Raw genomic sequence first — 24,048 nt, forward strand, 5'->3', positions numbered from 1 at the left:
GAGGTCACATTTATGAAGAAACAACTGACAGCCGCGATTCTCCTCAGCATACTTTTAGGCGGGTGCGGCTTTCAATCAGGTATGAACCGGCAAGTGGATGAAGATTCTTCAAGTAAAACCATCCGTCTGTCGGATCGTCATGAAGGAAATAATTCCAACATGCCAGAAGCAGACACAAACAAAGCAGGATATGTTCGTTATCAGCGCCAGCAAGTAACGGATCAGAAAGAAAGAACCCCTGCTTTAAATCGTGAGCATCTTGCCCACGTGATTACAAGTTTAACGGTGCAGCTGCCAAACATCAAAGATGCAGCGACACTTGTGACAGATGAGGATGCACTCATCGTGTATCGAACAGGAAACAAAAACCGTGATGAATCTGCCGATCAAGTAAAGAAAACGGCGGTTTCTGTTCTCCCTCGTTATTATCATGTATACGTCTCTGATAATCCAGAGCACTTTCAATCCATTGCCAATTTTTCACGTCTTCAAACCAATTCACGTGATTTTGACCAGATTTTAACCAAAACGATTCAGCAAATGAAGTATTCCCCTCAAGGTGGAGATATTTCAACGAAAGAAGATGCAAATGGGATGACGAATTCCGACCGTACGATGAGAAGAAACACCCCTTATGGCCAAAATTAATATGAGAAAAAACGCCAGAGAGCTCTGGCGTTTTCTTTGTTATGCTTGCGCCTGACGCTTTTTAGACGCTTCGTTTACTTGTTCATCTGCATGGTAGGAAGAGCGCACAAGCGGCCCAGCTTCACAGTGGCTAAAGCCTTTTGACATCGCAATTTCCTTCAGCTCTGCAAACTCATCCGGATGATAGTATTTTTGAACTTTCAAATGCTTTTTCGAAGGCTGTAAGTACTGCCCAATCGCCATAATGTCCACGTTATTGGCAAGAAGATCATCCATGACTTCAATGATTTCTTCCTTCGTTTCACCGAGTCCAATCATAATGCTTGATTTTGTTGGAATGTCAGGCTGCATTTCTTTTGCACGACGCAAGAATTCTAATGAACGATCGTATGTAGCACGCGCACGAACTCTTGGCGTTAATCTGCGCACTGTTTCAATGTTGTGATTTAAAATGTCAGGACGAGTGTCCATTAACGTCTTCAAGTTATCATAATTACCGCCCATGTCTGAAGGGAGAACTTCAATTGTCGTGAATGGGCTTTTTCTTCTAATCGCACGAACGGTTTCAGCGAACACACCTGCTCCGCCATCCTTTTGATCATCCCTTGCAACCGCTGTGATGACAGCATGCTTTAAGTTCATTAATGCTACTGAATCTGCCACGCGTTCTGGCTCTTGTAGGTCAAGCTCAGTTGGAAGTCCAGTTTTCACCGCACAGAAACGGCATGCGCGCGTACAAACAGATCCAAGGATCATAAATGTAGCGGTTCTTCTCACTGCCCAGCATTCATGAATATTCGGACATTTTGCTTCCTCACAAACGGTATGCAGGTTGTTTTCCCGCATCATTTTCTTCAAACCGGTATAGTTTTCATTCGTATTCAGCTTAATTTTAAGCCAGTCCGGTTTTCTTACGTGCTCTTCCTTCTTTGCCAATTCCATCATCTCCATATGAATTCGTTAAAGGTGCATCTACAAAAATCTTCCTGCTATATACGATGGATGCAGCCAAGAAGCTGCAAAAAATTGAATCTTCGGCCTAAAGCCTTTTCTTTAGACACTTTAACATAGTACAGATTGAACAACAAGGGAATGAGCTGCAAAAATACCCAAAAGCCTCCTAAAAAACCGAAGAAAATTACTAACATTTTCTTCTTATGAAATAGAGTGATCTAACCACACTAAACGGTAGAAGACGATGCTCGATGAAAGGAGATGGACGTTTGTGAAAGTGGTTTTAGCCATCATGATTGCTCTTTCAATGCTCCCTTTACCTGTTCATGCAGAAGGGACCGGCAAACAGCCAGATGAATTGAAGCAGAGAATGGCCCTATATGAAAAAGTCTCCATCACAACACAGGTTCCATGGTATGTACTTGCTGCAGTTGATCAGTATGAACACAATATTCGAAAAAGCAGAAGAGATTTACCGAAACAAAAAGGCGTCATTGGCATCTACATTCCCCGGGAAATGTGGATTGGACCAGAAAACCCGAATAAACAGGATACCTCTCCTTTAAGCATTAAAGTGTTTGACGGAATTGGGCTTGATGGGAATGGGGATGGCAAAGCAAGCAGCGATGACGATGAGGATGTATTATTCACGTTTGCTCAATACTTGCTTCACTACGGCAGCAGCATTGATCAATTAAAAATTGGCTTATGGGACTATTATGGACGTGATCAAACCGTTGGAATCATTTCATCTTTTATGAAGCTATATAAGCACTACGGCCATCTTGATCTTGGAAAGCATGCTTTTCCTCTACCAGTTGGAGCTGACTACAGCTACCGAAGTACATGGGGAGATGCGAGAGGATTTGGAGGAAGAAGAATTCATGAGGGAACCGATTTATTTGCCCATTATGGACTTCCCGTTCGTGCGACATCGTATGGCGTGATTGAAATGAAAGGCTGGAACCGCTTTGGCGGCTGGCGGATAGGCATTCGAGATATTCATAATCATTATCATTACTTCGCTCACTTAAATGGCTTTGCGAAAGGACTTAAGACAGGTCAAATAGTTGAACCAGGTCAGGTGATTGGATCTGTCGGAAGCTCCGGTTACGGCCCTCCAGGCACCGCAGGAAAATTTCCGCCGCATCTTCACTATGGCATGTACAAAGACAACGGCAGAACGGAATGGTCATTTGACCCATACCCTCATTTGAGGGCGTGGGAAAGAGCTGAACGGAAACGAAAATCGTAAAAAAACAGCCCAATCATTGTTGGGCTGTTATTCCTTTTTCTCCTTTTTCTCTGGGAGAACAATTGGTGGAGCACCTGAGTTTGTTCCGCTGCCATTATAATAATCTGGTACGTCTCCTTGAACGGCTTGTATGGAGACAGGAACAGAGTTTTTAACTACGATTGTTTCAGAAGCAAATGGGATAATGACTCTTACCTTAACCTCGATCAGAACACTAATATCAATCAACGCATTGTTGATGCCATAAGGCTTAATGTTTTTCTCAACGTCCGTGTGCGGATCACCAATCACACTAAAGCGTACAGGTACTTTTGGTCCGAGGTTGGCGATGAGTGCATTTCCGGATGCCTGACCGAGCGGAATGTTATATATAATGCCGTCATGTCCATCTGCTTGATCCTTTAACGCTTCTTTTGCCTCTTTTTGAAAGTTCCCCTTTTCAATGTCCTCTAAATTTTTCTGAAGATGACGTGATAGGTCAGCCATGGCTTTCGATGTTGCTTGCGCATTAAAATCGATGGTCGTCACTTTTCCGTTCTCACTTGTATTCATGACCACCATATCCTTCATATTCTCCTGATCGTCTGCAAAGTCTTGCACTGAATATTGTATGAGGTGATTGGCGATGCGCTCTGTTTCTAGTTCAGCAATGTGAATAAGGGTTGGTTTAATGGATCGGTTGATAAAAAACAAACTAATCACGGTTGAGAGCACAAAGAATACGATGGCAAGCAGCATGACGTAACGAAATGGCAAAGGGCCCTTTTTGTAGGGGCGATAACGGCGGTTCATTCTCAATAAAAAATCCCCCCTTCTCCATTACATGTGTATGCAGACAGGCGGGGGGATAGGAATCATCTCTCTATTTTATTTCACCATTTTTAATAATGCATCTCTTCCAATTGTTCCAGCTGAGATGCCTAGCGCTTCTGCGGCGTATGTCACAGATTCTAAAGGAGCATCGAGCAATTGCTCAATGGTTCTTACACCAACTGCTCTTCCTGCAATAATTCCTCTATCTGCAAGCTTTTCATTCAAGAGCCCGACATCAAGTGCACCGCACATGATATACCCGTGTTCATTTGTTACTGCCATGAAATTTGTCTTCGGCAGCTTGACGGTGACCGCTGTAAAGGAATGGCCATCAATTGTAATAGGTGTTAAATTCACCAAATCCCTTCACTCCTCTCATCACAATCTATGTGAAAAGAGGGCGCGTGTTGTTAGGCTGAAGCGGATTTCATGTGGCTTCCTTCAAGCGCCATGTCAGAACATCACGTAAAAATTCAGGCATGAAATATTCAATGTGTTCGTGATCACGGATATGCGGAAAAAGAGAGCCTAATGTATACATATCGACTGTGCCAACTGTATAGGAGGCGTCTTTTTTGATCAATTGACCATGTACAAAGACATCCTTCACCCGTTTGACCTCGCCTTCGTCGAATGTATAGCTGAGGCCGCTATATAGCATTTTCCCCATCAGCTCTCCTCTAAAGCCGAAGCCTTTAATGCGCAGCTGTTCCATTTTTTCTTCACAGCCCCGCTGAACCGTTTCGATGAGCTGTTGACCGGTAAGCGTCACCCGAATGGGATTAATGGGATGCGGACATATCCGGTGGATTTCTTCTCTTGTGACGATCCCTGCCTCTAATGAATCAAGCACCATACCTGCATTCATCATGCCAATATCTGCCTCGCACCAATCTTTAATGGCATCTGTTAAGAGCTGCGGAAGCGGAGATTCGTCGAACCACTTCGTTTCTAGCTTCGACTCAATTGTTGTGACTTTTTCCTGCATGAGTGCTTTCGCTCTTCTTTCTGCCTGCTGTAAGGTGGTGATGGCTTCGTTTGATTCACTGATGAGCTGATCCACTGACTGCACTGTCGCCTTTTTCTCTATCAGCTCTTTGCGCGCTGTATCGATTGTCAGCTCGACGCAGCCAATATAATGCCCATACTTTTCAGCGCATGCAAGCAGCACCCCATTGTCCATCTCGCCCTGTTCTAACAGATGATGCGTGTGTGATCCTAGGATGACGTCGATTTCAGGGAAATCACGAGCGACCTCCCGATCATGGATAATACCGAGATGGGATAAGAGCACAATGACATCTGCCTGCCCCTTCACTTCCTGCAGCATGTCCCGTATGCTGTCAAACGGATCAGTAATGTTCCAGCCCAGCTTTTCATAAACAGGTATATACGCAATGGTCACGCCTAAGAGACATATTCTCAGTCCGTTTTCCAATGTGATCATATGATAGGGCTTTGCCCATGATGGCCTTTTGCCTTTCTCAAATAGATTAGACAGGACCACAGGAAATTGTGCATTCTCATACAAGTGATCAAGCTGATCATGAGGCAGCGTAATGCCTTCATTATTCCCGATCGTGACTCCATCATAGCCAAGCTGATTGAGGAGCTTGACGTTTACCTTTCCATAATCAGCTTCGGATACGAGGTTCACTCGATCCATATGGTCGCCAATATCAAACAAGAGCATCTGATCGTGAACTTGACGCTTTTCTTCAATATAAGCTGCAATTTTTGGCCAGTTCTCAAAGTGGCTGTGCAAGTCGTTTGTATGATATAACCATAGCTTCTGCAGCATGTTGATCTCTCCCTCAAGTTGTCACTGACCGTCTCATTCAGGTTGAAAGCTTCAGTCAGCTCTCGGTTAACTAAATAAATCTAACTGCTTCGGAGACAGGCTTGAATACGTGATATCCAGCAAATCAATCATCTGCTGGCCATTTGCCGCTGCATCTCCGCCGGAGTTATTATTAAACACGACATAGACATCTTTCGATTGCTGATGCAGGATGTCGAGATTCTTTTTCCACTCTTTTAATTCAGCTTCATTATATAAATATAAGTATCTCACTTCACGCCAATTCTCATGGTCTGCCGGGTGAAGCCAGCCCTGTTTATTCCTCCCGTGAAATCGGACCAATGTTTTATCACGGTGTGTAGCTTGTATGACTGGCGGAATGGAGCCTTCTCCGACTTGCGGTTCATCACAGACGGAATGAATCCATCCTTCCTTTTCCATAAAGGATAAAGTCTGCTCATAAAATTCTTCTGAAAACCATGTACGGTTTCGGAATTCGAGAGCACATGGAATATCGCCCATCTTCTCCTTACACCATCTTAAATAGTGGACGTGCTCTTTTTTGCAATCAAACCATGGGGGAAATTGAAATAGGACCATGGCTAGTTTCCCTTCACGAATAAGCGGAGTCAATGAAAGAATAAACGCGTCAAACATTTCTTCCTTCGAAGCAAACGGAATCTCGCCCCTTTGATGTCCAGTCATTCCTTGGTATGCTTTTACAACAAATTGAAAGTCATCTGGCGTATCCTTTATCCACTTTTCATGATTACGCTCAGGCTGAACCGCATAAAAGCTGGCATCCAGTTCCACAATCGGAAACGTTGATGCGTAGTGAAACAGCTTTTGTGCGCTGCCGATTTTCGGCGGATAAAGACTGTCATGATCTCCCCAGCCAGTTAATCCGATATAAATCATGTTTCTCACCTCTTGCCACTCTCATGTATAGACGGCTTCCTCACATCAAAGCCTTTGTTCCTTGTGATACCCATATTTCTGAAAGAAATTCTTCTGTCTACAACATATCATATTTGCTCGTAATTCTGAATGAAGATGACTGGCGGCACGTGATTTTATCCTGACGCTCTGTTTGTTTGTCATATTAATTAACAACTTTCTATCTAAAATGATTTTAGCTGATAACATAAAATGCATATCAGAGATGTTGACAGCAATTGTCCATTTTTTTATTCATCTTCACCAATAAAGGAGATTGAGTGGATATGAACATAGACGATAACCAGTTTGACATATTACAAAAAATCGCCAGAAATATTCACAAGCCTCTCTATTTGTTTAACCAGTATGGACGTATACTGTATACCTCGCACTCCATGATGACGAGCCCAGAATGGATGCACATTCTCCCCTTTTTTCGAAGCAGGACAACTCATTCTTTTTCGATGATACATGCTAAACAAACCTTTTCCATCTTTCCGATTGATTTAAACGAACAAACATGTGATTACCTGGTCATCCTTTCTTTCATTCACCCGCAGAATAAAGCATTGCATGGGATGATTGCAAAAGCATTGAACGAAATGTCGATTGCTCGTATGAGACAATATGCCGCCCTGCAAACGGCCAAGCGAGCTAGAAATGAGGGTTTTCGCAGATGGATAGAGAGGGCATCGTTTTCCCAGCAAGATCATTTACATTTCGCTCAATCGTTTGGATTAAGCGCCGAATGCCGCTATCTATGTATGATCTGTCAGCTTGACCAGCGCAGCGATACCACATGTTTTATGGAGCAGCAAATGGTTTTAGATCATGTGATTGATCTGCTCGAAAGTGCACTTCTAACCTGCCCATTTCCTGCCTTTCTGTTTGTCAAAGGTGATATGGGTGTTGTATTGATGGAGGAGACTGGCAGTTGGCCGGAGGTTAGCGGCAGTCTCATCTCTTTTTTAAAACAATTGCAGCTGCTTGTTAAACTGCAATTGAATCACACCATTTCTTTTGGGGTGAGTTTGACCGCCTGCCTAATCCACCATCTGTCTGAAGGCTACAATGAAGCATTAGAGGCTCTTCAAACCGGACATCTCTCATCGCGAACTGATTATATTCAATTTTATCAGGCGAAGGATGTACCAGATTTACTAAGGCTTATTCCAAGAAAGGATATGATCACGTTTCACCAGCTGCACCTACACCCGTTATCTGAACCATCACAAGTCGATCAAAGTCTTCTTCACACCTTGTCTGTCTATTTAGAAACCCATTGCCACATTTCAGAAACAGCCAAACGATTGTCTATTCATCGCAACACGGTCATTTATCGCCTTGAGAAGTGTGAAGAATTGCTTCGAATCAGCTTAAAAGATCCTGATGCAACATTGCGGCTGCGCTTAGCCTTCCGTATTCAAAGGTTTCTCACATCCCATCCTGATTGAATTTTTTCTTCCGAAGCTTCATATTTGTATTTGATGATATTTTTCTGAATTTGATACATTCACGATCGCAGACTGGTTTGCCCATACATCGAAAGATATTTCTCGACGGCAGCATCAAGCCGCCATTTACGAAAACATTTTATTAACTTATGATACAGTTCACCGTAACGGGTCTATCGGCGAAAAATTAGCCAAATATCAGGAGATGGATATCTACAGGTTATCGAGATTATAATGTTCTTATATGGCTATCTAATACAGTGTCTTTGAGAGTGTGACGTGCATTCTCTGCGTATGCGGCCAATTTAGGAATATAAGGAAGGTGATTTATGTGAAAGCGAATCGTTCTTCATCAACATTGGGCGAATTCATCAAATCGCGCAGAGAACGGCTGCAGCCTTCTGAAGTGGGGATACAGCCGCTGCCCGGCCGAAGGCGAACTCCGGGACTTCGAAGAGAAGAAGTCTCTTATCTTGCTAATATGAGTGTGACCTACTATACCTGGCTGGAACAAGGCAGAGAGGTTAATCCTTCGCCAGAAGTGCTGCTCAATATTAGCAATGCGCTACAGCTTGATGAAGATGAGCAGAAGTATCTGTTTGATCTGGCAAATCTAGACCTGGCGCCCGCAGATGCCGTGCCGAATCGTGAAGGGCCAGATACCGAATTTTTTAAAAAGATTGTAAATCAATTGTACTATCCCTCTTTCATCACGGATGAGGGTTCGGATGTGATAGCCTGGAATCGGGCAGCAGAACTCATCATAGCCGATTTCGGCAGTCTGCCGGAAAACGAACGGTATATGTTGAACATCATGTTTTTCAAGCCAGATTACCGCAAAAGACTGGTGAATTGGGAAGGATTTGCCCGTTACTCCGCAGCGGTTATGCGCGCAAATTTCGACCGCTACAAGGACAACCTGTTGTATATGGAAAGGTTCGAACGTTTGAGAAGAGAAAGTGTGGATTTTGCGTATTTCTGGGACCTTTACGAAATCAAACAAAAACGTGTAAAAACTGCTTTATTTCGTCTTCCAGACGGGCAGGAGATGGAGTTCGAGCTTCATTTCACAGCTGCAATAGATAACGATGCTGGCCTTCACTGGTGTTTCTTTGTCCCTGTACCCGGTTCAGGCACAGAGGAGAGATTATTGCGTTTATTGGAGCAGGACAGGCTACTTTAACAAAGCGAATAATAATACATCCAGATTGAATCGGGTGGTCATACAACCTTTGATTCTAGACTGTTACTCCCGTTAATAGTATAAACGTGCTGTGGTTGCATCACTCTAATTACAGGTATGATACTGAGGAATTCAAAAATTGGAGGATGTTTATCATGCAAACATGGTTTATTACAGGAGCATCAGGAGGCCTGGCTTCACGTATCACTCGTCGGTTACTTGAAAGAGGGGACCGTGTTGCCGCAACAGTACGTAAACCGGGTGTGCTGGATGATCTACAGGCTCAATATGGCTCCCAATTATGGCAGGCTAAATTAGATCTGACAAATCCACAGCAAATTGCTGAGGTGGTGGAACGCGCATTTACAGAACTGGGTACGATCGATGTGTTTGTTAATAATGCAGCCTATGGATTATATGGTGCGGTGGAGGAAGCAAGTGATAGACAGATCGAGCATCTGTTCATGACCAATGTACTTGGATCACTGCGCGCTGCACGCGCAGTCCTACCTTTCTTCCGTAATCAGGGCAATGGGCACATTGTACAGATTTCTAGTATGGCGGGACATTATTCTATTCCAGGTATGGGACTGTACAGTTCTTCAAAATGGGCGGTCGAAGGTGCCTTTGAAGCGCTAGCCAAGGAAGTTGCACCATTCGGCATTAAGACAACCATCGTGGAGCCCGGCGGAATCCGCACAAATTTCGCTGCAGGCAACGCTGTATTCGGAGAGCAGATGGATGTATACCGAGATTTGGAGGCTGGCCAATTAGTTAGCATGATGAAGGGGGAAGTGCCCGGTATAGATATGAGCATGCTTAATCAGATGGTGATCGGCGATCCGGATAAAATGGCGCAGCAGATTATACACCGTGTCGATCAAGGAGATGGTCCAATACGTATGGCACTTGGCAGTGACGCCTATAAGAAAATCAAGGCCTCCCTGTTGGAAAAAACAGCTGCATTGGAAGAGCAGAAAGAACTGGCATACTCAACTGATGCAGATGATGTGAACAAACAAGTTTAAACGTCAAAGCCACTCCTTACAATGGAGTGGCTTCTTTTCGTCCTTCAGCTTTCGGTATATTTAATAAGTGGTGCAGAATAGCCTTAACCCCACCCCAATTAGTGAAAGAGCATTTACACGTAGATGATGCAATTTTGTTTATCAAAAAAACCGATCATCTAAAAAATGATCGGTTCTGTATCATTGTTAACCTTATCGGTACCACGCTTTTGCTAAATTGTTTTTAAAATTACTATCTTTGAAAGGTACGTTGGCACTACCAAAATCTGTTGTATTCAATGCATGTCTTGCTGCCGGCGTTAGATCATCCCAGCCAATTAAAGGCTGCATCCCTTTACCGCTCACATTGCCGCTTACATCCAGCTCGTGGTTCAATGGCCAGTTGCTATCATAACCAACCAAAGGATTTGTTCCTAAAATACTTGCGGCACTCGGTGCTGCTTTCTTATATTGCCCATGACCTGAGTAAGCAATCGATTGAACACGCGGGCTGGCTACAGCTGGGTTGTCAATCCAAACGACAATGGATTCCCAGTCATGACGATGACCAAAGCCCGGTGATGGATTATCTTTTGGGAAATACCAAGCATACATAATCGCCCAGCTGCCATTGTACCAATCTGAACGTGAATATACTTGACCGATATTACTGCTGCATCCACCATTATGTGAACCGCTCGTTTTTAACCCTCTGCTTGTGTTTCCAGCAGCATCTACAGCTGGGAATGGTACACATCCATGCCATACTTTCAAATAAGGCTGAAATTTCTTCGCCGCTTTTTGTGTAACAGTTGTTGGATTGACTTCTCTAAAACCAACTACCTTGTCATGATCAATTTCTGCCGCATGAACTGCTGATGGCACTGCTGTACTAAACATGGTGACGATAAAAAATATAATGGCAAACATAAACTTCTTCATTTTCTATCCCCTTTTCTCTTGATTATCTCAGTTACCTCATGCTGTCGAGATTGATGTTACCATTGCGGAAAAAGCCAATCAATCACTTTTTACACAAAATGTATATTTTAGTATTTTATTAACAAGTTTTTATTGATCTCAAAGACCTAAATTTATGGATTTCATCTCAGTAAAAGGTGTAAATATTGATAAACTATACTATTCATTTAGATAAAATATAAAACATATACTATTTCTAATTGGAATTTTTCTAAATGTATTTCATTCAATAAAAAAAGATTGTAGATCAACTACAATCTTCCTTGCGCTGCATGAACATGCTGCACTTTTTTCCCCCACACGATGGATGCAGCGAAACTGACGCAAAGCACCAGTGTTCCAAACATAAAAGGAAACTCAATATTCACATCAAATAATATACCCGCAAGACTCGGTCCGACGATATTGGCAAGGCTCATAAAGGATGTATTGAGACCGCCTGCTATCCCTTGCTGATTGCCTGCCATCTTGGACAGCAATGTATTGAGGGCTGGACGGACAAATGACGTAGCCGATAAAAATAAAATCGAACCTGTAAAGATCAACCAAAAGGACGGCGCAAAACGGCAGGCGATCAGCATGAAAGCCGCTCCTAACAGCGCATAACGGACGACTCTCATCTCCCCAAATCGTTTCACACAGGCATTCACTAACGCACCTTGGACAAGCACCCCTGTAAGACCCGCAACCGTAATCACAAACGCAATATCCTTCGGTGAAAATCCGTGTTTTTGGTCTACATATAAGCCGAAAATCGATTCAAAGTGAATGATCCCGAAATTGAGGACAAAGGCCAATATAAACAAAAAGCCGTACGATGTCTTTAGAGCTTGGATCATTTGTACAAAAGGATTGAAATGAATGTCCTTGTTGAGCCGCGCCTCTTCCTGCTTTTCCTTTGTTAATGTTTCAGGTAAGAATAGGATGGATAACAAAGTAGAAAGGGCAGCAAAGGAACCGGCAATGAGAAATGGAAAAGCGATCCCGTACTCAACCAAATAGCCGCCTACGCCCGGCCCAATGACAAAACCTAGTGTCATCGCTGCACTGAATAGACCCATTCCTTTCCCTCGGTCCTTTTCACTTGTGATATCAGCGATGTATGCAAACATGGCCGGCATGAGCAAAGCCCCGGCAGCACCGCCTAAAAAGCGAGACACAAACAGCATCCAAAGCTGATCAGCAAAAGCAAAAATAAACTGAGCAATCGTAAAGCCGGCAATCCCGGCAATGATCAATTTTCTTCGTCCAAATCGATCGGTCAGTGCGCCGGCGATCGGCGATAACGCGAATTGTGTGAGGCCTGTTGCAGCGACAAGAAAACCGAGTGTTTTTCCTGTTGCGCCAAAGGCTTCGATGTAACTCGGCATAACAGGTACAATGAGGCCAAAGCCAAGCATGGCAATAAAAATATTGAGCATCAAAATGTATAATCTGCCCATCTTCTTCATACAAAAAACCTCTTTCTGCAAAATAAATGAAAATGATGACAAAAAGGATGAGAACTTCTCCAGTATAGCGATAACCTTATCTATAAGTCTAGTTTTTCAAAAATTAGCGTTCTTTTCCAAATAAAAAATACCCGCCAGTGGCGAGTATGATATATCTATTCAGCTTGTTCATAGTTAGAAAGAGCCGCCTGAAGCCCTGCTCCGCAATGGATAGACGCACCGTGTTTGATGAGGATCGCTTCCAGACCCGCTAACACAAACAGCACATTTTCCTTTCGGCAGCTGTAGCCCATTGTCCCAATTCTCCATATACGGCCGGCAAGCGGTCCAAAGGAGCTTGCAATCTCAATTCCAAAATGATGGAGCAGGTCGGCACGGACCGCTTCTCCGTCAATACCATTTGGAATGACAACACAGGTCACAACCGGCATTTTACAATCTGGATCACCAAACAATTCAAGCCCCATCGCTTCAAGACCTTTCATCAAGGCTTTTTCATGATACGCGTGCCTTTGAAAACGTTCAGACAGCCCTTCGTCAAGCACAAGACGAACCCCTTCTCGCAGTGCATAGAGCATCGTTGTCGCTTCTGTATGATGATTTAATCGTCTTGGGCTCCAATAATCCTGAAGCTGGCTTAAATCAAAATAATTGCTTTTGATTGGAGAAATATCGATCTGTTTTTGTAATTCATCCTGTGTCGCAATGCCTTTTTCTACTTTCTTTCTCGATTCAATGACAGCTGCGACTCGGTCATTATAGGTAATAGGTGACATGCCTGATGGAACAGATAAACATTTCTGCGTGCCGCCAATCGCCGCATCAATTTTCCATTCATCCACTTTTACCTCGACACCGCCAATGGTCGCCACAGCGTCTACAATGAACAGCGCATCAAGAGCCCGGCATGCTTCACCAATTTGCTTGAGCGGCTGCAATCGTCCGGTGGATGTTTCACCATGAACCATGGCAACGATTTTAGGCTTGACCCGCTTTATTTCTTGGATGATGTCGGCAGGATCAAAAACCGTCCCCCATTCACATTCCATTGTATGCACCTCAGCACCGTAGCGCTGCCCTATTTCAATGAGCAGGTGACCGAAGCGGCCAAAGACAGGCACAAGCATTGAATCTCCCGGCTCAATCACACTGGCGAGCACAGCTTCAAGCCCTGAACGGGACGTACCGTCAATTGGATAAGCCCATTTGTTTTCTGTTTGAAAAAGTGACCGCAATAAGGTCATTGTTTCGTTCATTATGTGTGTAAATGCTGGATCAAATTGACCGAGAATAGGGGTGCTCATCACACGGAGCACTCTCGGATCTACTTCTACGGGCCCCGGTGTCATTATCGTTCTTGAAGGTGTTTGCAGTTCTTTCACGTTATCCATCCTCTCCCTTGCTGTCCATCCTTATAAGCCCACTTATACAGGAATGCTCTTAAAATAGCAATCTCTTTTCCTACGAACTCATTACATAAAATTTACGATAAATCCATTTATTTCTTCATGACAATATGATAGAAATAAAGAGAATACATTCCCTATCAAGGAGGAAATCGAATGAAAAGAACTTTATTTGGAACTGTGGCCGCCGGAATCATGATATTCGGCACATTCGCCGCCCCGCTGCCTCCAGCTGCAAACGCTCAAGGTTTCAATCTGAATGAACCTAGTCAAACGATCACCTTTTCCCCGTTACAGCTTCAAAACGAAACATCTGCACAACAAACGCAAACTGCCGCCACAAGTCAAATCGATTCCTATTACCAATCTGCTGCTGGCAAATCAGGACCCGCTCTTAAAAAGGCTTTACACGATATCATTGATGATCATACGCAGCTATCCTACAGCCAGGTTTGGGATGCATTAAAGAAAACAGATGAAGACCCCAATAACTCTAACAATGTGCTGCTGCTTTATAGTGGTGCCTCCCGCTCAAAGCAAGCGAATGGTGGAAATGTCGGCCAGTGGAACAGAGAGCATGTCTGGGCAAAGTCTCATGGCAATTTTGGGACAAGTCAGGGGCCTGGGACAGATCTCCACCACCTTCGTGCGACAGATGTGCAAACGAACAGCACACGTGGAAATTTAGATTTTGATACAGGCGGTAATGAATACAAAGGGGCGCCGGGCAATTTCTACGATAGCGACTCATTCGAACCTCACAGCCGGGTCAAAGGAGATGTTGCGAGAATGCTCTTTTATATGGCGGTTCGCTACGAGGGTGATGACCGCTTTCCAGATTTAGAATTAAACGACAAAGTGAATAATGGAAGCTCGCCTCTTCACGGCAAAATGTCTGTGCTTCTCAAATGGCACAAGCAGGACCCAGTCGATCAAATCGAACGGAACCGCAATGAGATCATATATCAAACGTATCAGCACAACCGCAATCCTTTTATTGATCATCCTGAATGGGTAAGTGAGATTTGGGAATAAAAAAAGGCACTGCTATGCTACGAGCAAGCAGTGCCTTTCTTTTGTTCAAGAGGACAAACAAGACAATAATCAAGACTCTCTGATTTTTTCTCAAGCTTATAATACATACAGCAGGTTTTCCGATTGGATGTTTCAAGTAAGCTGTCGTCTAGGTTTAAACTGTGCTGAAATGGATTTTGCTGAGCTCCAAATACATCCCCAGCCGCCTGCTTCAAATACAGATAATCCTCCCGCACGCGCTGCTTCACCGCACGTTCTTCCGCTTCCCTCATCATGCTTCGATAAAGAGAGTTGATTCGAACCGCTACATTTTCCCATAAAATACGATAAGAGAGTTTTGATGTGCAGTTCAGTACGTCTAAAAGAGGCGTGACACACTCCGTAAACAGCGCACGTACGACCTTCTCTCTCCACTCATGCCGATCTCCTTCTAGTCGAACAAACGAACACGCCGCCTCATCAATTTCAATTTTCCGATCCTCTCTAAATGCACATGCTGCTGGTGAAAACTGATAGATACCGTCATACAGCGTCATCAAATATAGAGAGGAACTGACGGCTAAATAGGCATACCGCTTTGAAAACATAGAAGCTGCTACCGCAAGATTGGGTGCATGCATCGCTTCCTTTTCAGCTTCTAATAAACGTATGACGGCTGCTTCTGAAAAAAGCGCAGCAAGTGTGCGATCAGATGTCATTGGTCCATTTGTGATGTGTACCCCGAAATCAAGTAATTCTCTCTCAACCCACTCTGGCCTCATATCAAAACCCCCATCTTCTGTTTATCGATTGCGCTGTTGATATAACAAATAAATAAAGAACGGTGCACCAATAGCTGCCGTAAATACACCTGCTGGGACATCTAACGGTAGAAATGCGGTTCTAGCCACAAGATCAGCCAGCATCACGAGAATACTTCCAACAAGCGCAGATGCTGGGACAAGTGCTATGAATGAACGTCCAATGATCATCCGTGCAACGTGCGGCGCCATGAGTCCAACAAATTCAATGCCGCCTGCAAATGCGACTGCAACACCAGCCAATGTCACACTCATCAGGAGAAAGAATAATCGTTTCGCCTGCACTTTTACCCCGAGACCTGTTGCAAGATCATCTCCAAGTTCTTTTACATTCATCGTTCTTGCTAACACCATGACAATCGGTAAAATAATCATCACCCAAGGAAGCATCGCCGTGACGTCTTTCATCGTAGAACCATATAAGCTGCCCGTCAGCCAGATATATGACTTTGTCGTTGTCATCGTATCACTAAGAACAAGCGTAAACGTCACACATGCCTTCATAATGGCAGAAATCCCAATTCCCATTAGGACAAGTGTGATCGGTTTGACCCCTTTTTTCCATGACAGCAAATAGATTAGGCACGATACCGCAAAAGCACCGGCAATCGCCCATAAGGATTGATAAGCAATAGGCACAGTGCCCATCCAAAAGACGATGAACATAATCGCACCAAACGAAGCACCACTCGTAATCCCAATGATGTCAGGAGATGCCAGCGGGTTGCGGATCAACCCTTGCAAAATAAGCCCTGATACCGCAAGCGAGGCTCCGACTAAGACAGCCAGCAGCGTTCGTGGAATCCTCAGCGTATTTAACACAAAGGAATTTCCCTCTCCCTGACCGATTAAATGAAGCAGCACATCCACCGGCTGAATGAACCGGCTTCCCATACTGAGACTGAGAATAAATAAACCAAAGGCAATGACCGTCAATAAAAGTAAAATCAAAAACGTCCGCTTTGAAAATTGAAATGAAATGCGCCCGCCTTTAGAACGCACTGTATATGTTTTAGCCACCTGTCTTCAACCCCTTGCGCACGAGATAAACAAATAGAGGCGCTCCTGCTACCGCCGTCATGACACCAATCGGCACTTCCTGCGGCATGATCAGAAAACGAGCCGCCAGATCCGCGGCAAGTAAAAGCGACGCCCCCACAACGGCACAATACGGCAGTACCCAGCGGTGGTCAGGTCCGACAAGCTTTTTCACAATATGCGGCACAAGAAAACCAACAAAACCAATTGAACCGGCAACAGCGACCGAACCACCTGCTAAAAAGACGACGAGTACACCCATCGTGATTTTCAGCAGCAGTGTACGCTGGCCAAGTCCTTTGGCAATATCATCTCCTGACAAAAGAACATTAATAGAACGTCCTAGAAGCAGCGCCACAATAGTCGCACCGAGAATATAAGGTAACACAGGGATTAACATATCAATGCTTCTTCCAGACACTGAACCAGCCATCCAGAACAAAATACTTTGAATTGACTGTTCATTCACGATTAAAAGACCTTGTGTAAAAGACGCAAACAGTGCAGATATCGCCGCTCCTGCAAGGACAATTTTGACTGGCGTTAATCCATCTCTACCAATGGAACCCAATAGAAAAACAAGCATCCCTGCAATCGCTGCGCCTAGAAAGGCTGTCCACATATAACCTGTTAACGACTCTGTTGAAAAGAAAACAATCGAAATCACGATAAAAAAGAGTCCACCTGCATTAATTCCTAATAAATCAGGCGCCGCAAGCGGATTTCTCGTCAATGCCTGCATGAGTGCACCTGAAATCGCCAGGCTAGATCCAACGACCGTCGCGATTAAAGCTCTTGATAATCTGGATGTCATGACAATCACACTGTTTGGATCCGATTCATCAAATTGAAGAAACGCATGGATGGTGGCTTTGAGGGAAATGGAGGTTTGCCCAAGGGAAATACTGAGCATAAAAAAGACCAACATCAACACAATGAATCCAGCAAAAAGCAGTGCCTTGCTTGAATCCTTTTTTAATAAACTTCTCATCTAATTCCCGCTTTCAATCTGTTATGGAAAAAAGGAGAAAATGGTATGTTCACATTTTCTCCTCTGTTAAGACTTATTTATCAATTCCTAGACGATCATAAATATCATCAAGCATCATGTTTGCAGCGATAATACCGCCGCCCATGTTCCAAGTGATTTCATCTACTTTATGCACTTGTTTCGCTTTCACTGCGTCAAGCTGCTTCCATAAAGGATGACTCGTCCACTCTTTATATGCTTTCTCAACCGCCTTATCTTGATCATCCATGAAGTAATAGATCACATCTGCATCCATTTGCGGAATGCTCTCTTTGTCTGTCAGTGTAATAATGTCTTGCTTTTTATCTTTGACATTCTTAGGTCCTTTAAAGCCTAACTCTGTTAAAATCGACCCTGCGAAACCAGTTTGATAGATTCTAGCATGGTCTGCACGGAAGTTCACCACAGACACACTCATTGGCCAGTTTTTGATGTCTTTTTTCGCTTTTTCTTTGAAGTCAGCGACGCGGTCATCCCACTTCGTCAGCAATTCTTTTGATTTGTCTTCCTGATTTAACGCTTCACCCATCAACTTCACTGTATCTTTAAAGGTGAACACTGTTTCTGTTGCAACAGTTGGAGCGATTTCTTGCAGCTGATCAAAAATTTGCTCGTGGCGGATTTTTGATGCAATGATCAAATCAGGCTTAAGCTTTTCAATTTCCTCTAAGTTTGGCTGTGTTTCCTGCCCAACAATTTTAACATCCTTTAAGTCATCTCTTAAATATTTATACGTAGGTGCTTCAAGCCAAGATTCTACAACACCCACTGGTTTAATGCCCATAGCGACTGCTGCATCCGTTGCTCCTTGGTACAGCGTCACAATACGCTTTGGTTTATCCTTAATATTGTCAGTTGAACCGATAGCGCTTTCAACAGTCCTTGTTTTCTCTTTATTACCTGACTTGCCGTCACTGCTATTGCTGCCGCAAGCTGCAAGTAAAACGATGGAGAGCACAACTAATAGCGACCAAAAAGATTTCTTGAACATGTACCTCACCTATCCATTCTATATGTAGTCATATCGTTTGATAACGATTCTCATTATCACATTATGATTTTATCATAGAAAAGGATGGTGTCAATGTAAATTTTTAATTAAATGGGAGAGTATTGACTAGTTGTTCATACTAAATAGAAGGATTCCACATTTGGATCGTCCTGCCAATCTGTTTTCCCGCTTCTAATAAAATCGACAAATGGGTATGTCCTTCCAGCACTTGATAGACTGATTGTTTTTTGAGTGGTTCTTTCGGCAGTTCATGATAGGGAAGAAATGTCTCGACGTCATACAGCTCATCCTTGCTGCCTACAAACATGCCATACGGCCGATCCATCTTCGCAAATTGTTTTTTAGGTGCAGATGGGGTTAAGGCAAGAGATAGATTGACAGTGATGGTCGTCAATAGAAGTGGATCCTGCTCGACCACCCATGCAGGATAGTGAAAACGTACGGCTTCAGAATGACTCATCAGACTCCCTTTTGTCATCGCAGACAGAATGAATTTCCATACTTGAACGGTGGCAAAAGGAATTTGATCAGCCCTTGCAGTACCTGACTTATAGCCAAATTCAGGTGCGATGAAAAAGTAACCGTCCACTTCTCTTTTTTTGGGCCAAGACAAGTAGTTAAGCAGCAGGCCTGCTCCCGAAGAATGGCCACAAAGGTAGATGGCACCTTTATGATCCTGTTTAATGGCATCCACAACCTGCGACATATCTTGCCATACATCCGTGACACTAGGTGTATCCCCTTTTTTTCCTTGTGAATGGCCATGGCCTCTTAGATCAAGTAAAAATACATTTACGTGAAAATCATGTTGCAGTGTGTAAGCGATATGCTCATAACCAGCCAAACTATGAGCACCACCACCATGAATCAAGATCACATTGGCCTGCGTCTTCTTTTCTGATAAAAATGGATAATACGCAAGGCTTGTACCATCATGTGATAAAATGAATTGTCTTTCTGGAATATGTACAGAGGCTGCATGTTGCATACTTGTAAACGAGAATGATTCTGTCTTGGTGTGTGTCAATTGATTTCGCTCCTTTAGCCAGAAATGAGAATGACTAAGCCGAATTAGTCATCCTCCTTCCTGCATCCTATTCATTCATATCCTGCAGAGGGAAGGTCTTACTTTTTCTAAATCATACCATAAGAACATGTCAATAAAGTCGGTGCTTTGTAAAACGCCTTTCATCATACTGTACATCTCTTTATGAATGCACAAAAGACGAACGTCCATCGTTCGTCTTCTTTCCTTACTTCACTTCCTCATGCTCTTGAGCAGCATCTCTTTTGCTCGCGATAAAGAGTGCACAGGTCATAGCAAGAATGGCCAGCGCCCACCAGAAGGTCGATACCGCCTCTTCATGATCAATAATAATTAAACGGATGACAGCTGTGATCCCAATATAAATAAAATAACGAAGCGGGAAATGAAAGTTAGATTTAAAGTATTTAATAATTAAGGCAATAAACTCAAAGTACATAAAGAAGATCAGCAGTTCCCCAAGCATTCCATAATAGCTTTCTCCTTTGTTGAACAGTGTTTTATAAACAAATTGGACAATGTACCATGTTTCACTGATTAAGAGAACACTTAAAGCGATGGCCAAAAAGAACAGACAGATATTGAGAAGGCCTTGTAAGAGATCAGGTATCTTTTGGAAGTTGTTGAATCGTTTCATTGAGTTGTCTCTCCATTCCAGTATATTCATTTGTTTTCTACATTTTTATGTTCCAAAATCGCAGCACGATGTAGTAAACATCGTTCCTTTCTATACTTTCAAACTGCCCGTGCATGCGAGACATCATTCGTTTGATGCTTCGTTCACCAAGTCCAGTACTTTCCTGCGTGTCATTTGTCTCGTTTATCGCATTGCTGATATGGATCTCAAAGATTTCTTGATCGGATAAAAACGTGAGATTGATATTCTTTTTGGGATCTGCGTATTTCCGTAAATTGGACATCACATTATCAAATACTCGGCCAAGCAGCTCGACATTCACATTGATATAGCTGTCAGGCAGCTCTCCTAAAAGATGAACCTTAAAGTTCTCTTGATGCAGAATGGCCACTTGATCTGACAGGAGATCGTAAATCACCTCTTTGACTGCAACGGTCTCAAGCTCAGATTCATGTTCTTTATCCAGCAGAAAATAGGCAAACAGATTGTCAGACAGATTTTTTAATTGCAGTGCTTTCCCGTAGGCACTCGCTATATATTGATCTTTTTGGGTATCCGCTCCAGTCTCTTCTTTTTTCGCAAACTCCAGATTCATCATCAACGACGTCAGCGGTGTTCTCATATCATGGGACATTTCGGTGACCAAGCTGCGGCTCTCTTCTTGCAGCTCATCAATGGCTTGAAGCTTGTCCAAAAAGGCTTTTCGCAGATCCTCAATACTTTTGGCAATCATCGCTAATTCATCATGCCCTTTTACCGTCATCTCATAGTCCAGCTCTCCGCCTTCAAGAATGTGAATCTCTCGATGAATCATTTGCAGGTAGCGCAGACTTTTGCGAATGCCAAGAAGAACTATGAGGAGAAATATAAGCGTTGCCCCGAGCAGCTCCAGTGTAAAGGCAAGATCGTGGTAACGAGATGAATAGAAACCATCCACCATGACGCGGCCTTTACCGTCGCTAAACTGAACCGGATACGAATGATGCTTAGCGTACTGGGTCATCCTTTCTTTTCCGTACGCCGATTCATCGGTAGCGGAATAAATAGAGTCATATTGCAGCACTTGATCATTGAAGATGGTCAAATTAATGTAATTCTCTTTTTTCACCCACTCGCCAAACGCTTTTCGATCCGTTGAAGACAGCCCATTCTCAGACACGTAGCGGCTGAATTTTTGAATATACTTGGCTGACTCCTGCTCGTAATACTCGTCAGAACTCAAATATCCATCGATCAAATCATTGGTGATCTTTTGCAGCGTCAAAAAGACAATACCACTTACGATTGCAGCCGCCAAAATCAACAGTGCCAGCTTTTTGGCCAGTGTATATTTACGATGTGGATGTGCCAAATCGATATCCTCTTCCCCATTCAGTTTTGATATATACAGGGCGCGCAGGATCATCTTCAATTTTGGCACGAAGCTTTCGAATATGCACCATCACCGTATTGTTGGAACAATAGAAATAGGGCTGTCCCCACACGCTTTCATAAATATTTTGAGCAGAAAATATTTTGTTTCGCCTGCTCATGAGCAGCTTTAACATCCGATATTCTAGATCAGACAGCTTAATTTGCTGGTTTTCTTTCCATACTTCATTAAATTCTTCACTTACCCTCAGCTTACCCCCAACTAGAAAAGTCTCTTCCTGCTCTCTCTTTTCCTGATAGACGGTATACCTGCGTAATTGTGCAATGACTCTAGCATGAAGCTCCTCTTCTGAGAAGGGCTTTGTCATATAATCATCCCCACCGGCAAGTAATCCTTCAGTTTTATCGAATGTACTCGACTTGGCTGTCAGAAATAGAATCGGAACGTTAGATGAGGATCTTATGTGCTGGCATGTTTCGATGCCTGAGAGCCCTGGCATCATCACATCTAAAATCACCAAATCGAGCGAATCATCCACAAGCTTCAATGCTTGCTCGCCATTCATCGCTCTTAACACCTCATATCCTGCACGTGTAAGGGATTCCTGCAGAAGTTCACCAATATCCTGATCATCTTCTACGACTAATATTCGATGGGTCATGTCTCTCACCTCATGTAATGTGTTGCTCTTTCTTTTATGTCTTTACTATATATCATCTAACTATGTGAAAAGATACAGCATAAACCTTAACAGTTTATGAATTTAAGAATCTGCCATCAAATGGACACATTCATTTCCAAAAATTCACTTCTTCATAATTGGTTAAGAATTGATCTATATATTGATTCATTGTAAGGATCAATGGTTCGATCCAAATCACATTTATCATAACAGGAAAAGGGGCACGGATATGAATGCAAACAAAGTAGCACACGGACAACCGATGAGTCTGCGAGAAAGGGTTCATTTCTTGGACATCGTACGAGGATTCGCCTTAATGGGGATTATTCTAGTCAATTACTTTTTGATCATGGATTCGGCCAAGGGATTTGACATGCAGTCAAATGATGTCTTTCACAATGTGGTGAATTGGTTTGCCTCGGGGAAATTCATTACACTGTTTTCCTTTCTATTCGGGGTTGGTTTTATGATTTTTATGGACCGAGCTGCTCAGAAGGTGGACAGTCCAACCAAGCTGTTTGCACGCAGGTTAACCATTCTCTTAGGATTTGGCCTTCTGCATTTGACCTTTGTTTGGATTGGTGACATTTTGGCCTATTATGCAGTCGCTGGCTTTTTATTGCTTTTCTTTTACAAACGAACAGCCAAAACCATCCTATACTGGCTGATCACACTCTTTGTGATTCAATTGCTCACACCTATTTTCACGATGCTGTTCAATACCATGAACACAGCATCAGGCAAGCCGGATTTTGCTGACTTCGAGCTAGCCAGCCACAACAGCCTGACTTATCTAGCATCTATTGGTGACCGGTGGACAGATTTGGCCACAATGGCTTCTGGTTCATTTTCTATGATCTATTCTATGTTCCTCATGTTTTTACTTGGTGTGTATTTTGTGAAAATGGAGTTATTCAAAAACATGGGGGCGAAAAAAGCGATTTGGAGTCGCATTTGGATCATTTTCACAATCGCGTTTCTAATTACACAGAGCAGCACGATCATAGTAGCGGTCAATCCTTTTGAAAATACACTATTGGTGGACATAGCCTCTGTCCTTGAACAAAACGGCGGATTAACAGGCAGTATGTTCTATATGAGTACACTTGCGATGCTGTTTATTCACGTTCCTCAGCTGCGTGGTGCTTTGATGGTCTTTACCAAAGTCGGACGCATGTCACTGACCTGTTATTTGCTTCACTCTATCATTGGCACAATGCTATTTCTGAAATACGGGGCCGGACTTGCCAATCATCTTCAGCCAGCTGGCACGTTTATGATTGGACTGGGGGTTTATGTCTTCCTAGTGCTCTTCAGTACGCTATGGTTAAAGCGGTTTAAATATGGTCCGATGGAGTTTATTTGGCGTCAGCTGACATATGGGAAGGTTGATGATAAATCGAAAACAAGCACAATGCATGTAGCGAAGTAACTGACATCATAGTAGTTAAAAAGAGTGAGAAAAGGCGAACTTTAATGGTTCGCCTTTTCTGTAGTATATTAGT

General features: G+C 43.3%; 23 protein-coding genes. 7 read left to right on the forward strand and 16 right to left on the reverse strand.

Translation table 11 applies throughout. The features are described 5' to 3' along the window. The first annotated feature begins 12 nt into the window (after positions 1 to 12). Positions 13 to 648 carry a YhcN/YlaJ family sporulation lipoprotein gene (locus MHI46_RS15360; RefSeq protein ID WP_268465225.1) on the forward strand — a complete coding sequence of 212 codons (636 nt, stop codon included), beginning with the start codon at positions 13 to 15 and terminating at the stop codon, positions 646 to 648. Between the two features lie 39 nt (positions 649 to 687). Here MHI46_RS15360 and lipA read toward each other — a convergent pair whose 3' ends face one another. Further along, positions 688 to 1,584, reverse strand: a complete 897-nt coding sequence (lipA, locus tag MHI46_RS15365) for a lipoyl synthase (RefSeq protein WP_008360456.1) — start codon at positions 1,582 to 1,584, stop codon at positions 688 to 690. Between the two features lie 325 nt (positions 1,585 to 1,909). Here lipA and MHI46_RS15370 point away from each other — a divergent pair, with 325 nt between their 5' ends. Beyond that, positions 1,910 to 2,857 (forward strand): M23 family metallopeptidase, encoded by a 948-nt coding sequence (locus MHI46_RS15370; RefSeq protein WP_228280212.1) that lies wholly within the window; start codon positions 1,910 to 1,912, stop codon positions 2,855 to 2,857. Between the two features lie 27 nt (positions 2,858 to 2,884). On the opposite strand, the gene yunB is transcribed toward MHI46_RS15370, so the two are convergent. From yunB to MHI46_RS15390, 4 genes are all read right to left on the reverse strand, one after another. After that, positions 2,885 to 3,655: a sporulation protein YunB gene (yunB, locus tag MHI46_RS15375; RefSeq protein WP_082672222.1), complete on the reverse strand. Its 771-nt coding sequence runs from the start codon at positions 3,653 to 3,655 to the stop codon at positions 2,885 to 2,887. 69 nt (positions 3,656 to 3,724) lie between these two features. Continuing rightward, the gene (locus MHI46_RS15380) at positions 3,725 to 4,030 is read right to left on the reverse strand and encodes a DUF1805 domain-containing protein (RefSeq protein ID WP_024425980.1); all 306 of its coding nucleotides are present in this window, start codon (positions 4,028 to 4,030) and stop codon (positions 3,725 to 3,727) included. A gap of 67 nt (positions 4,031 to 4,097) precedes the next feature. After that, positions 4,098 to 5,471, reverse strand: a complete 1,374-nt coding sequence (locus tag MHI46_RS15385) for a bifunctional UDP-sugar hydrolase/5'-nucleotidase (protein WP_251181239.1) — start codon at positions 5,469 to 5,471, stop codon at positions 4,098 to 4,100. A 66-nt stretch (positions 5,472 to 5,537) separates the two neighbouring features. Then, the gene (locus MHI46_RS15390; protein WP_142945122.1) at positions 5,538 to 6,389 is read right to left on the reverse strand and encodes a DUF72 domain-containing protein; all 852 of its coding nucleotides are present in this window, start codon (positions 6,387 to 6,389) and stop codon (positions 5,538 to 5,540) included. A 305-nt stretch (positions 6,390 to 6,694) separates the two neighbouring features. On the opposite strand from MHI46_RS15390, the gene MHI46_RS15395 reads away from it, so the two are divergent. The 3 genes from MHI46_RS15395 to MHI46_RS15405 all read left to right on the forward strand — a co-directional run bounded on the left by MHI46_RS15395 (position 6,695) and on the right by MHI46_RS15405 (position 10,075). Beyond that, complete coding sequence (locus MHI46_RS15395; RefSeq protein ID WP_342502914.1) at positions 6,695 to 7,864, forward strand: helix-turn-helix domain-containing protein; 1,170 nt, start codon at positions 6,695 to 6,697, stop codon at positions 7,862 to 7,864. Between the two features lie 331 nt (positions 7,865 to 8,195). After that, positions 8,196 to 9,047: a helix-turn-helix transcriptional regulator gene (locus MHI46_RS15400; RefSeq protein ID WP_338592585.1), complete on the forward strand. Its 852-nt coding sequence runs from the start codon at positions 8,196 to 8,198 to the stop codon at positions 9,045 to 9,047. A gap of 155 nt (positions 9,048 to 9,202) precedes the next feature. Continuing rightward, the gene (locus MHI46_RS15405; protein WP_338592588.1) at positions 9,203 to 10,075 is read left to right on the forward strand and encodes an SDR family oxidoreductase; all 873 of its coding nucleotides are present in this window, start codon (positions 9,203 to 9,205) and stop codon (positions 10,073 to 10,075) included. 192 nt (positions 10,076 to 10,267) lie between these two features. Here MHI46_RS15405 and MHI46_RS15410 read toward each other — a convergent pair whose 3' ends face one another. The 3 genes from MHI46_RS15410 to MHI46_RS15420 form a co-directional block, all read right to left on the reverse strand. Next, the gene (locus MHI46_RS15410; protein ID WP_039181218.1) at positions 10,268 to 10,996 is read right to left on the reverse strand and encodes an NPP1 family protein; all 729 of its coding nucleotides are present in this window, start codon (positions 10,994 to 10,996) and stop codon (positions 10,268 to 10,270) included. Positions 10,997 to 11,286: 290 nt separating this feature from the next. Continuing rightward, positions 11,287 to 12,486 (reverse strand): MFS transporter, encoded by a 1,200-nt coding sequence (locus MHI46_RS15415; RefSeq protein ID WP_342502915.1) that lies wholly within the window; start codon positions 12,484 to 12,486, stop codon positions 11,287 to 11,289. A gap of 155 nt (positions 12,487 to 12,641) precedes the next feature. Then, entirely contained in the window at positions 12,642 to 13,877 is a 1,236-nt protein-coding gene (locus MHI46_RS15420; protein WP_342502916.1) for an alanine--glyoxylate aminotransferase family protein, read from the reverse strand. A gap of 171 nt (positions 13,878 to 14,048) precedes the next feature. On the opposite strand from MHI46_RS15420, the gene MHI46_RS15425 reads away from it, so the two are divergent. Continuing rightward, positions 14,049 to 14,927, forward strand: coding sequence for an endonuclease (locus MHI46_RS15425; RefSeq protein ID WP_144491492.1), 879 nt, complete (start codon positions 14,049 to 14,051; stop codon positions 14,925 to 14,927). A gap of 17 nt (positions 14,928 to 14,944) precedes the next feature. Here MHI46_RS15425 and MHI46_RS15430 read toward each other — a convergent pair whose 3' ends face one another. From MHI46_RS15430 to MHI46_RS15465, 8 genes are all read right to left on the reverse strand, one after another. Beyond that, positions 14,945 to 15,688 carry an IucA/IucC family C-terminal-domain containing protein gene (locus tag MHI46_RS15430; protein WP_338592599.1) on the reverse strand — a complete coding sequence of 248 codons (744 nt, stop codon included), beginning with the start codon at positions 15,686 to 15,688 and terminating at the stop codon, positions 14,945 to 14,947. A gap of 21 nt (positions 15,689 to 15,709) precedes the next feature. Next, positions 15,710 to 16,747 carry an iron ABC transporter permease gene (locus MHI46_RS15435; RefSeq protein ID WP_144494188.1) on the reverse strand — a complete coding sequence of 346 codons (1,038 nt, stop codon included), beginning with the start codon at positions 16,745 to 16,747 and terminating at the stop codon, positions 15,710 to 15,712. After that, positions 16,740 to 17,756: an iron ABC transporter permease gene (locus MHI46_RS15440; RefSeq protein WP_034282660.1), complete on the reverse strand. Its 1,017-nt coding sequence runs from the start codon at positions 17,754 to 17,756 to the stop codon at positions 16,740 to 16,742. Before MHI46_RS15440 ends, MHI46_RS15435 begins: the two co-directional genes overlap by 8 nt. A gap of 73 nt (positions 17,757 to 17,829) precedes the next feature. Next, the gene (locus MHI46_RS15445; protein WP_039181238.1) at positions 17,830 to 18,786 is read right to left on the reverse strand and encodes an iron-siderophore ABC transporter substrate-binding protein; all 957 of its coding nucleotides are present in this window, start codon (positions 18,784 to 18,786) and stop codon (positions 17,830 to 17,832) included. A 139-nt stretch (positions 18,787 to 18,925) separates the two neighbouring features. Further along, positions 18,926 to 19,834, reverse strand: a complete 909-nt coding sequence (locus MHI46_RS15450) for an alpha/beta fold hydrolase (protein ID WP_342502917.1) — start codon at positions 19,832 to 19,834, stop codon at positions 18,926 to 18,928. A 226-nt stretch (positions 19,835 to 20,060) separates the two neighbouring features. Then, positions 20,061 to 20,489 (reverse strand): phosphate-starvation-inducible protein PsiE, encoded by a 429-nt coding sequence (gene psiE, locus MHI46_RS15455; protein WP_039181241.1) that lies wholly within the window; start codon positions 20,487 to 20,489, stop codon positions 20,061 to 20,063. Between the two features lie 37 nt (positions 20,490 to 20,526). Beyond that, positions 20,527 to 21,840 carry a HAMP domain-containing sensor histidine kinase gene (locus MHI46_RS15460; RefSeq protein WP_342502918.1) on the reverse strand — a complete coding sequence of 438 codons (1,314 nt, stop codon included), beginning with the start codon at positions 21,838 to 21,840 and terminating at the stop codon, positions 20,527 to 20,529. Further along, positions 21,821 to 22,522 (reverse strand): response regulator transcription factor, encoded by a 702-nt coding sequence (locus MHI46_RS15465; RefSeq protein ID WP_342502919.1) that lies wholly within the window; start codon positions 22,520 to 22,522, stop codon positions 21,821 to 21,823. Before MHI46_RS15465 ends, MHI46_RS15460 begins: the two co-directional genes overlap by 20 nt. 250 nt (positions 22,523 to 22,772) lie before the next feature. On the opposite strand from MHI46_RS15465, the gene MHI46_RS15470 reads away from it, so the two are divergent. Continuing rightward, entirely contained in the window at positions 22,773 to 23,975 is a 1,203-nt protein-coding gene (locus tag MHI46_RS15470; RefSeq protein WP_342502920.1) for a DUF418 domain-containing protein, read from the forward strand. Positions 23,976 to 24,048: the final 73 nt, after the last annotated feature.

This window comes from Bacillus sp. FSL K6-1000, assembly GCF_038630785.1.
In the GTDB taxonomy this organism is placed as follows: domain Bacteria; phylum Bacillota; class Bacilli; order Bacillales; family Bacillaceae; genus Bacillus; species Bacillus safensis.

Excerpts from the sequence above, each read along its gene's own strand:
- MHI46_RS15385 (WP_251181239.1), bottom strand. The coding sequence starts at position 5,471 with ATGCTGCAGAAGCTATGGTTATATCATACAAACGACTTGCACAGCCAC.
- MHI46_RS15470 (WP_342502920.1), top strand. The coding sequence starts at position 22,773 with ATGAATGCAAACAAAGTAGCACACGGACAACCGATGAGTCTGCGAGAA.
- MHI46_RS15430 (WP_338592599.1), bottom strand. The coding sequence starts at position 15,688 with ATGAGGCCAGAGTGGGTTGAGAGAGAATTACTTGATTTCGGGGTACAC.
- MHI46_RS15415 (WP_342502915.1), bottom strand. The coding sequence starts at position 12,486 with ATGAAGAAGATGGGCAGATTATACATTTTGATGCTCAATATTTTTATT.
- psiE (WP_039181241.1), bottom strand. The coding sequence starts at position 20,489 with ATGAAACGATTCAACAACTTCCAAAAGATACCTGATCTCTTACAAGGC.
- MHI46_RS15440 (WP_034282660.1), bottom strand. The coding sequence starts at position 17,756 with ATGAGAAGTTTATTAAAAAAGGATTCAAGCAAGGCACTGCTTTTTGCT.
- MHI46_RS15465 (WP_342502919.1), bottom strand. The coding sequence starts at position 22,522 with ATGACCCATCGAATATTAGTCGTAGAAGATGATCAGGATATTGGTGAA.
- MHI46_RS15445 (WP_039181238.1), bottom strand. The coding sequence starts at position 18,786 with ATGTTCAAGAAATCTTTTTGGTCGCTATTAGTTGTGCTCTCCATCGTT.
- MHI46_RS15390 (WP_142945122.1), bottom strand. The coding sequence starts at position 6,389 with ATGATTTATATCGGATTAACTGGCTGGGGAGATCATGACAGTCTTTAT.
- MHI46_RS15405 (WP_338592588.1), top strand. The coding sequence starts at position 9,203 with ATGCAAACATGGTTTATTACAGGAGCATCAGGAGGCCTGGCTTCACGT.
- MHI46_RS15395 (WP_342502914.1), top strand. The coding sequence starts at position 6,695 with ATGAACATAGACGATAACCAGTTTGACATATTACAAAAAATCGCCAGA.
- MHI46_RS15410 (WP_039181218.1), bottom strand. The coding sequence starts at position 10,996 with ATGAAGAAGTTTATGTTTGCCATTATATTTTTTATCGTCACCATGTTT.
- MHI46_RS15425 (WP_144491492.1), top strand. The coding sequence starts at position 14,049 with ATGAAAAGAACTTTATTTGGAACTGTGGCCGCCGGAATCATGATATTC.
- MHI46_RS15360 (WP_268465225.1), top strand. The coding sequence starts at position 13 with ATGAAGAAACAACTGACAGCCGCGATTCTCCTCAGCATACTTTTAGGC.
- MHI46_RS15370 (WP_228280212.1), top strand. The coding sequence starts at position 1,910 with ATGCTCCCTTTACCTGTTCATGCAGAAGGGACCGGCAAACAGCCAGAT.
- MHI46_RS15420 (WP_342502916.1), bottom strand. The coding sequence starts at position 13,877 with ATGGATAACGTGAAAGAACTGCAAACACCTTCAAGAACGATAATGACA.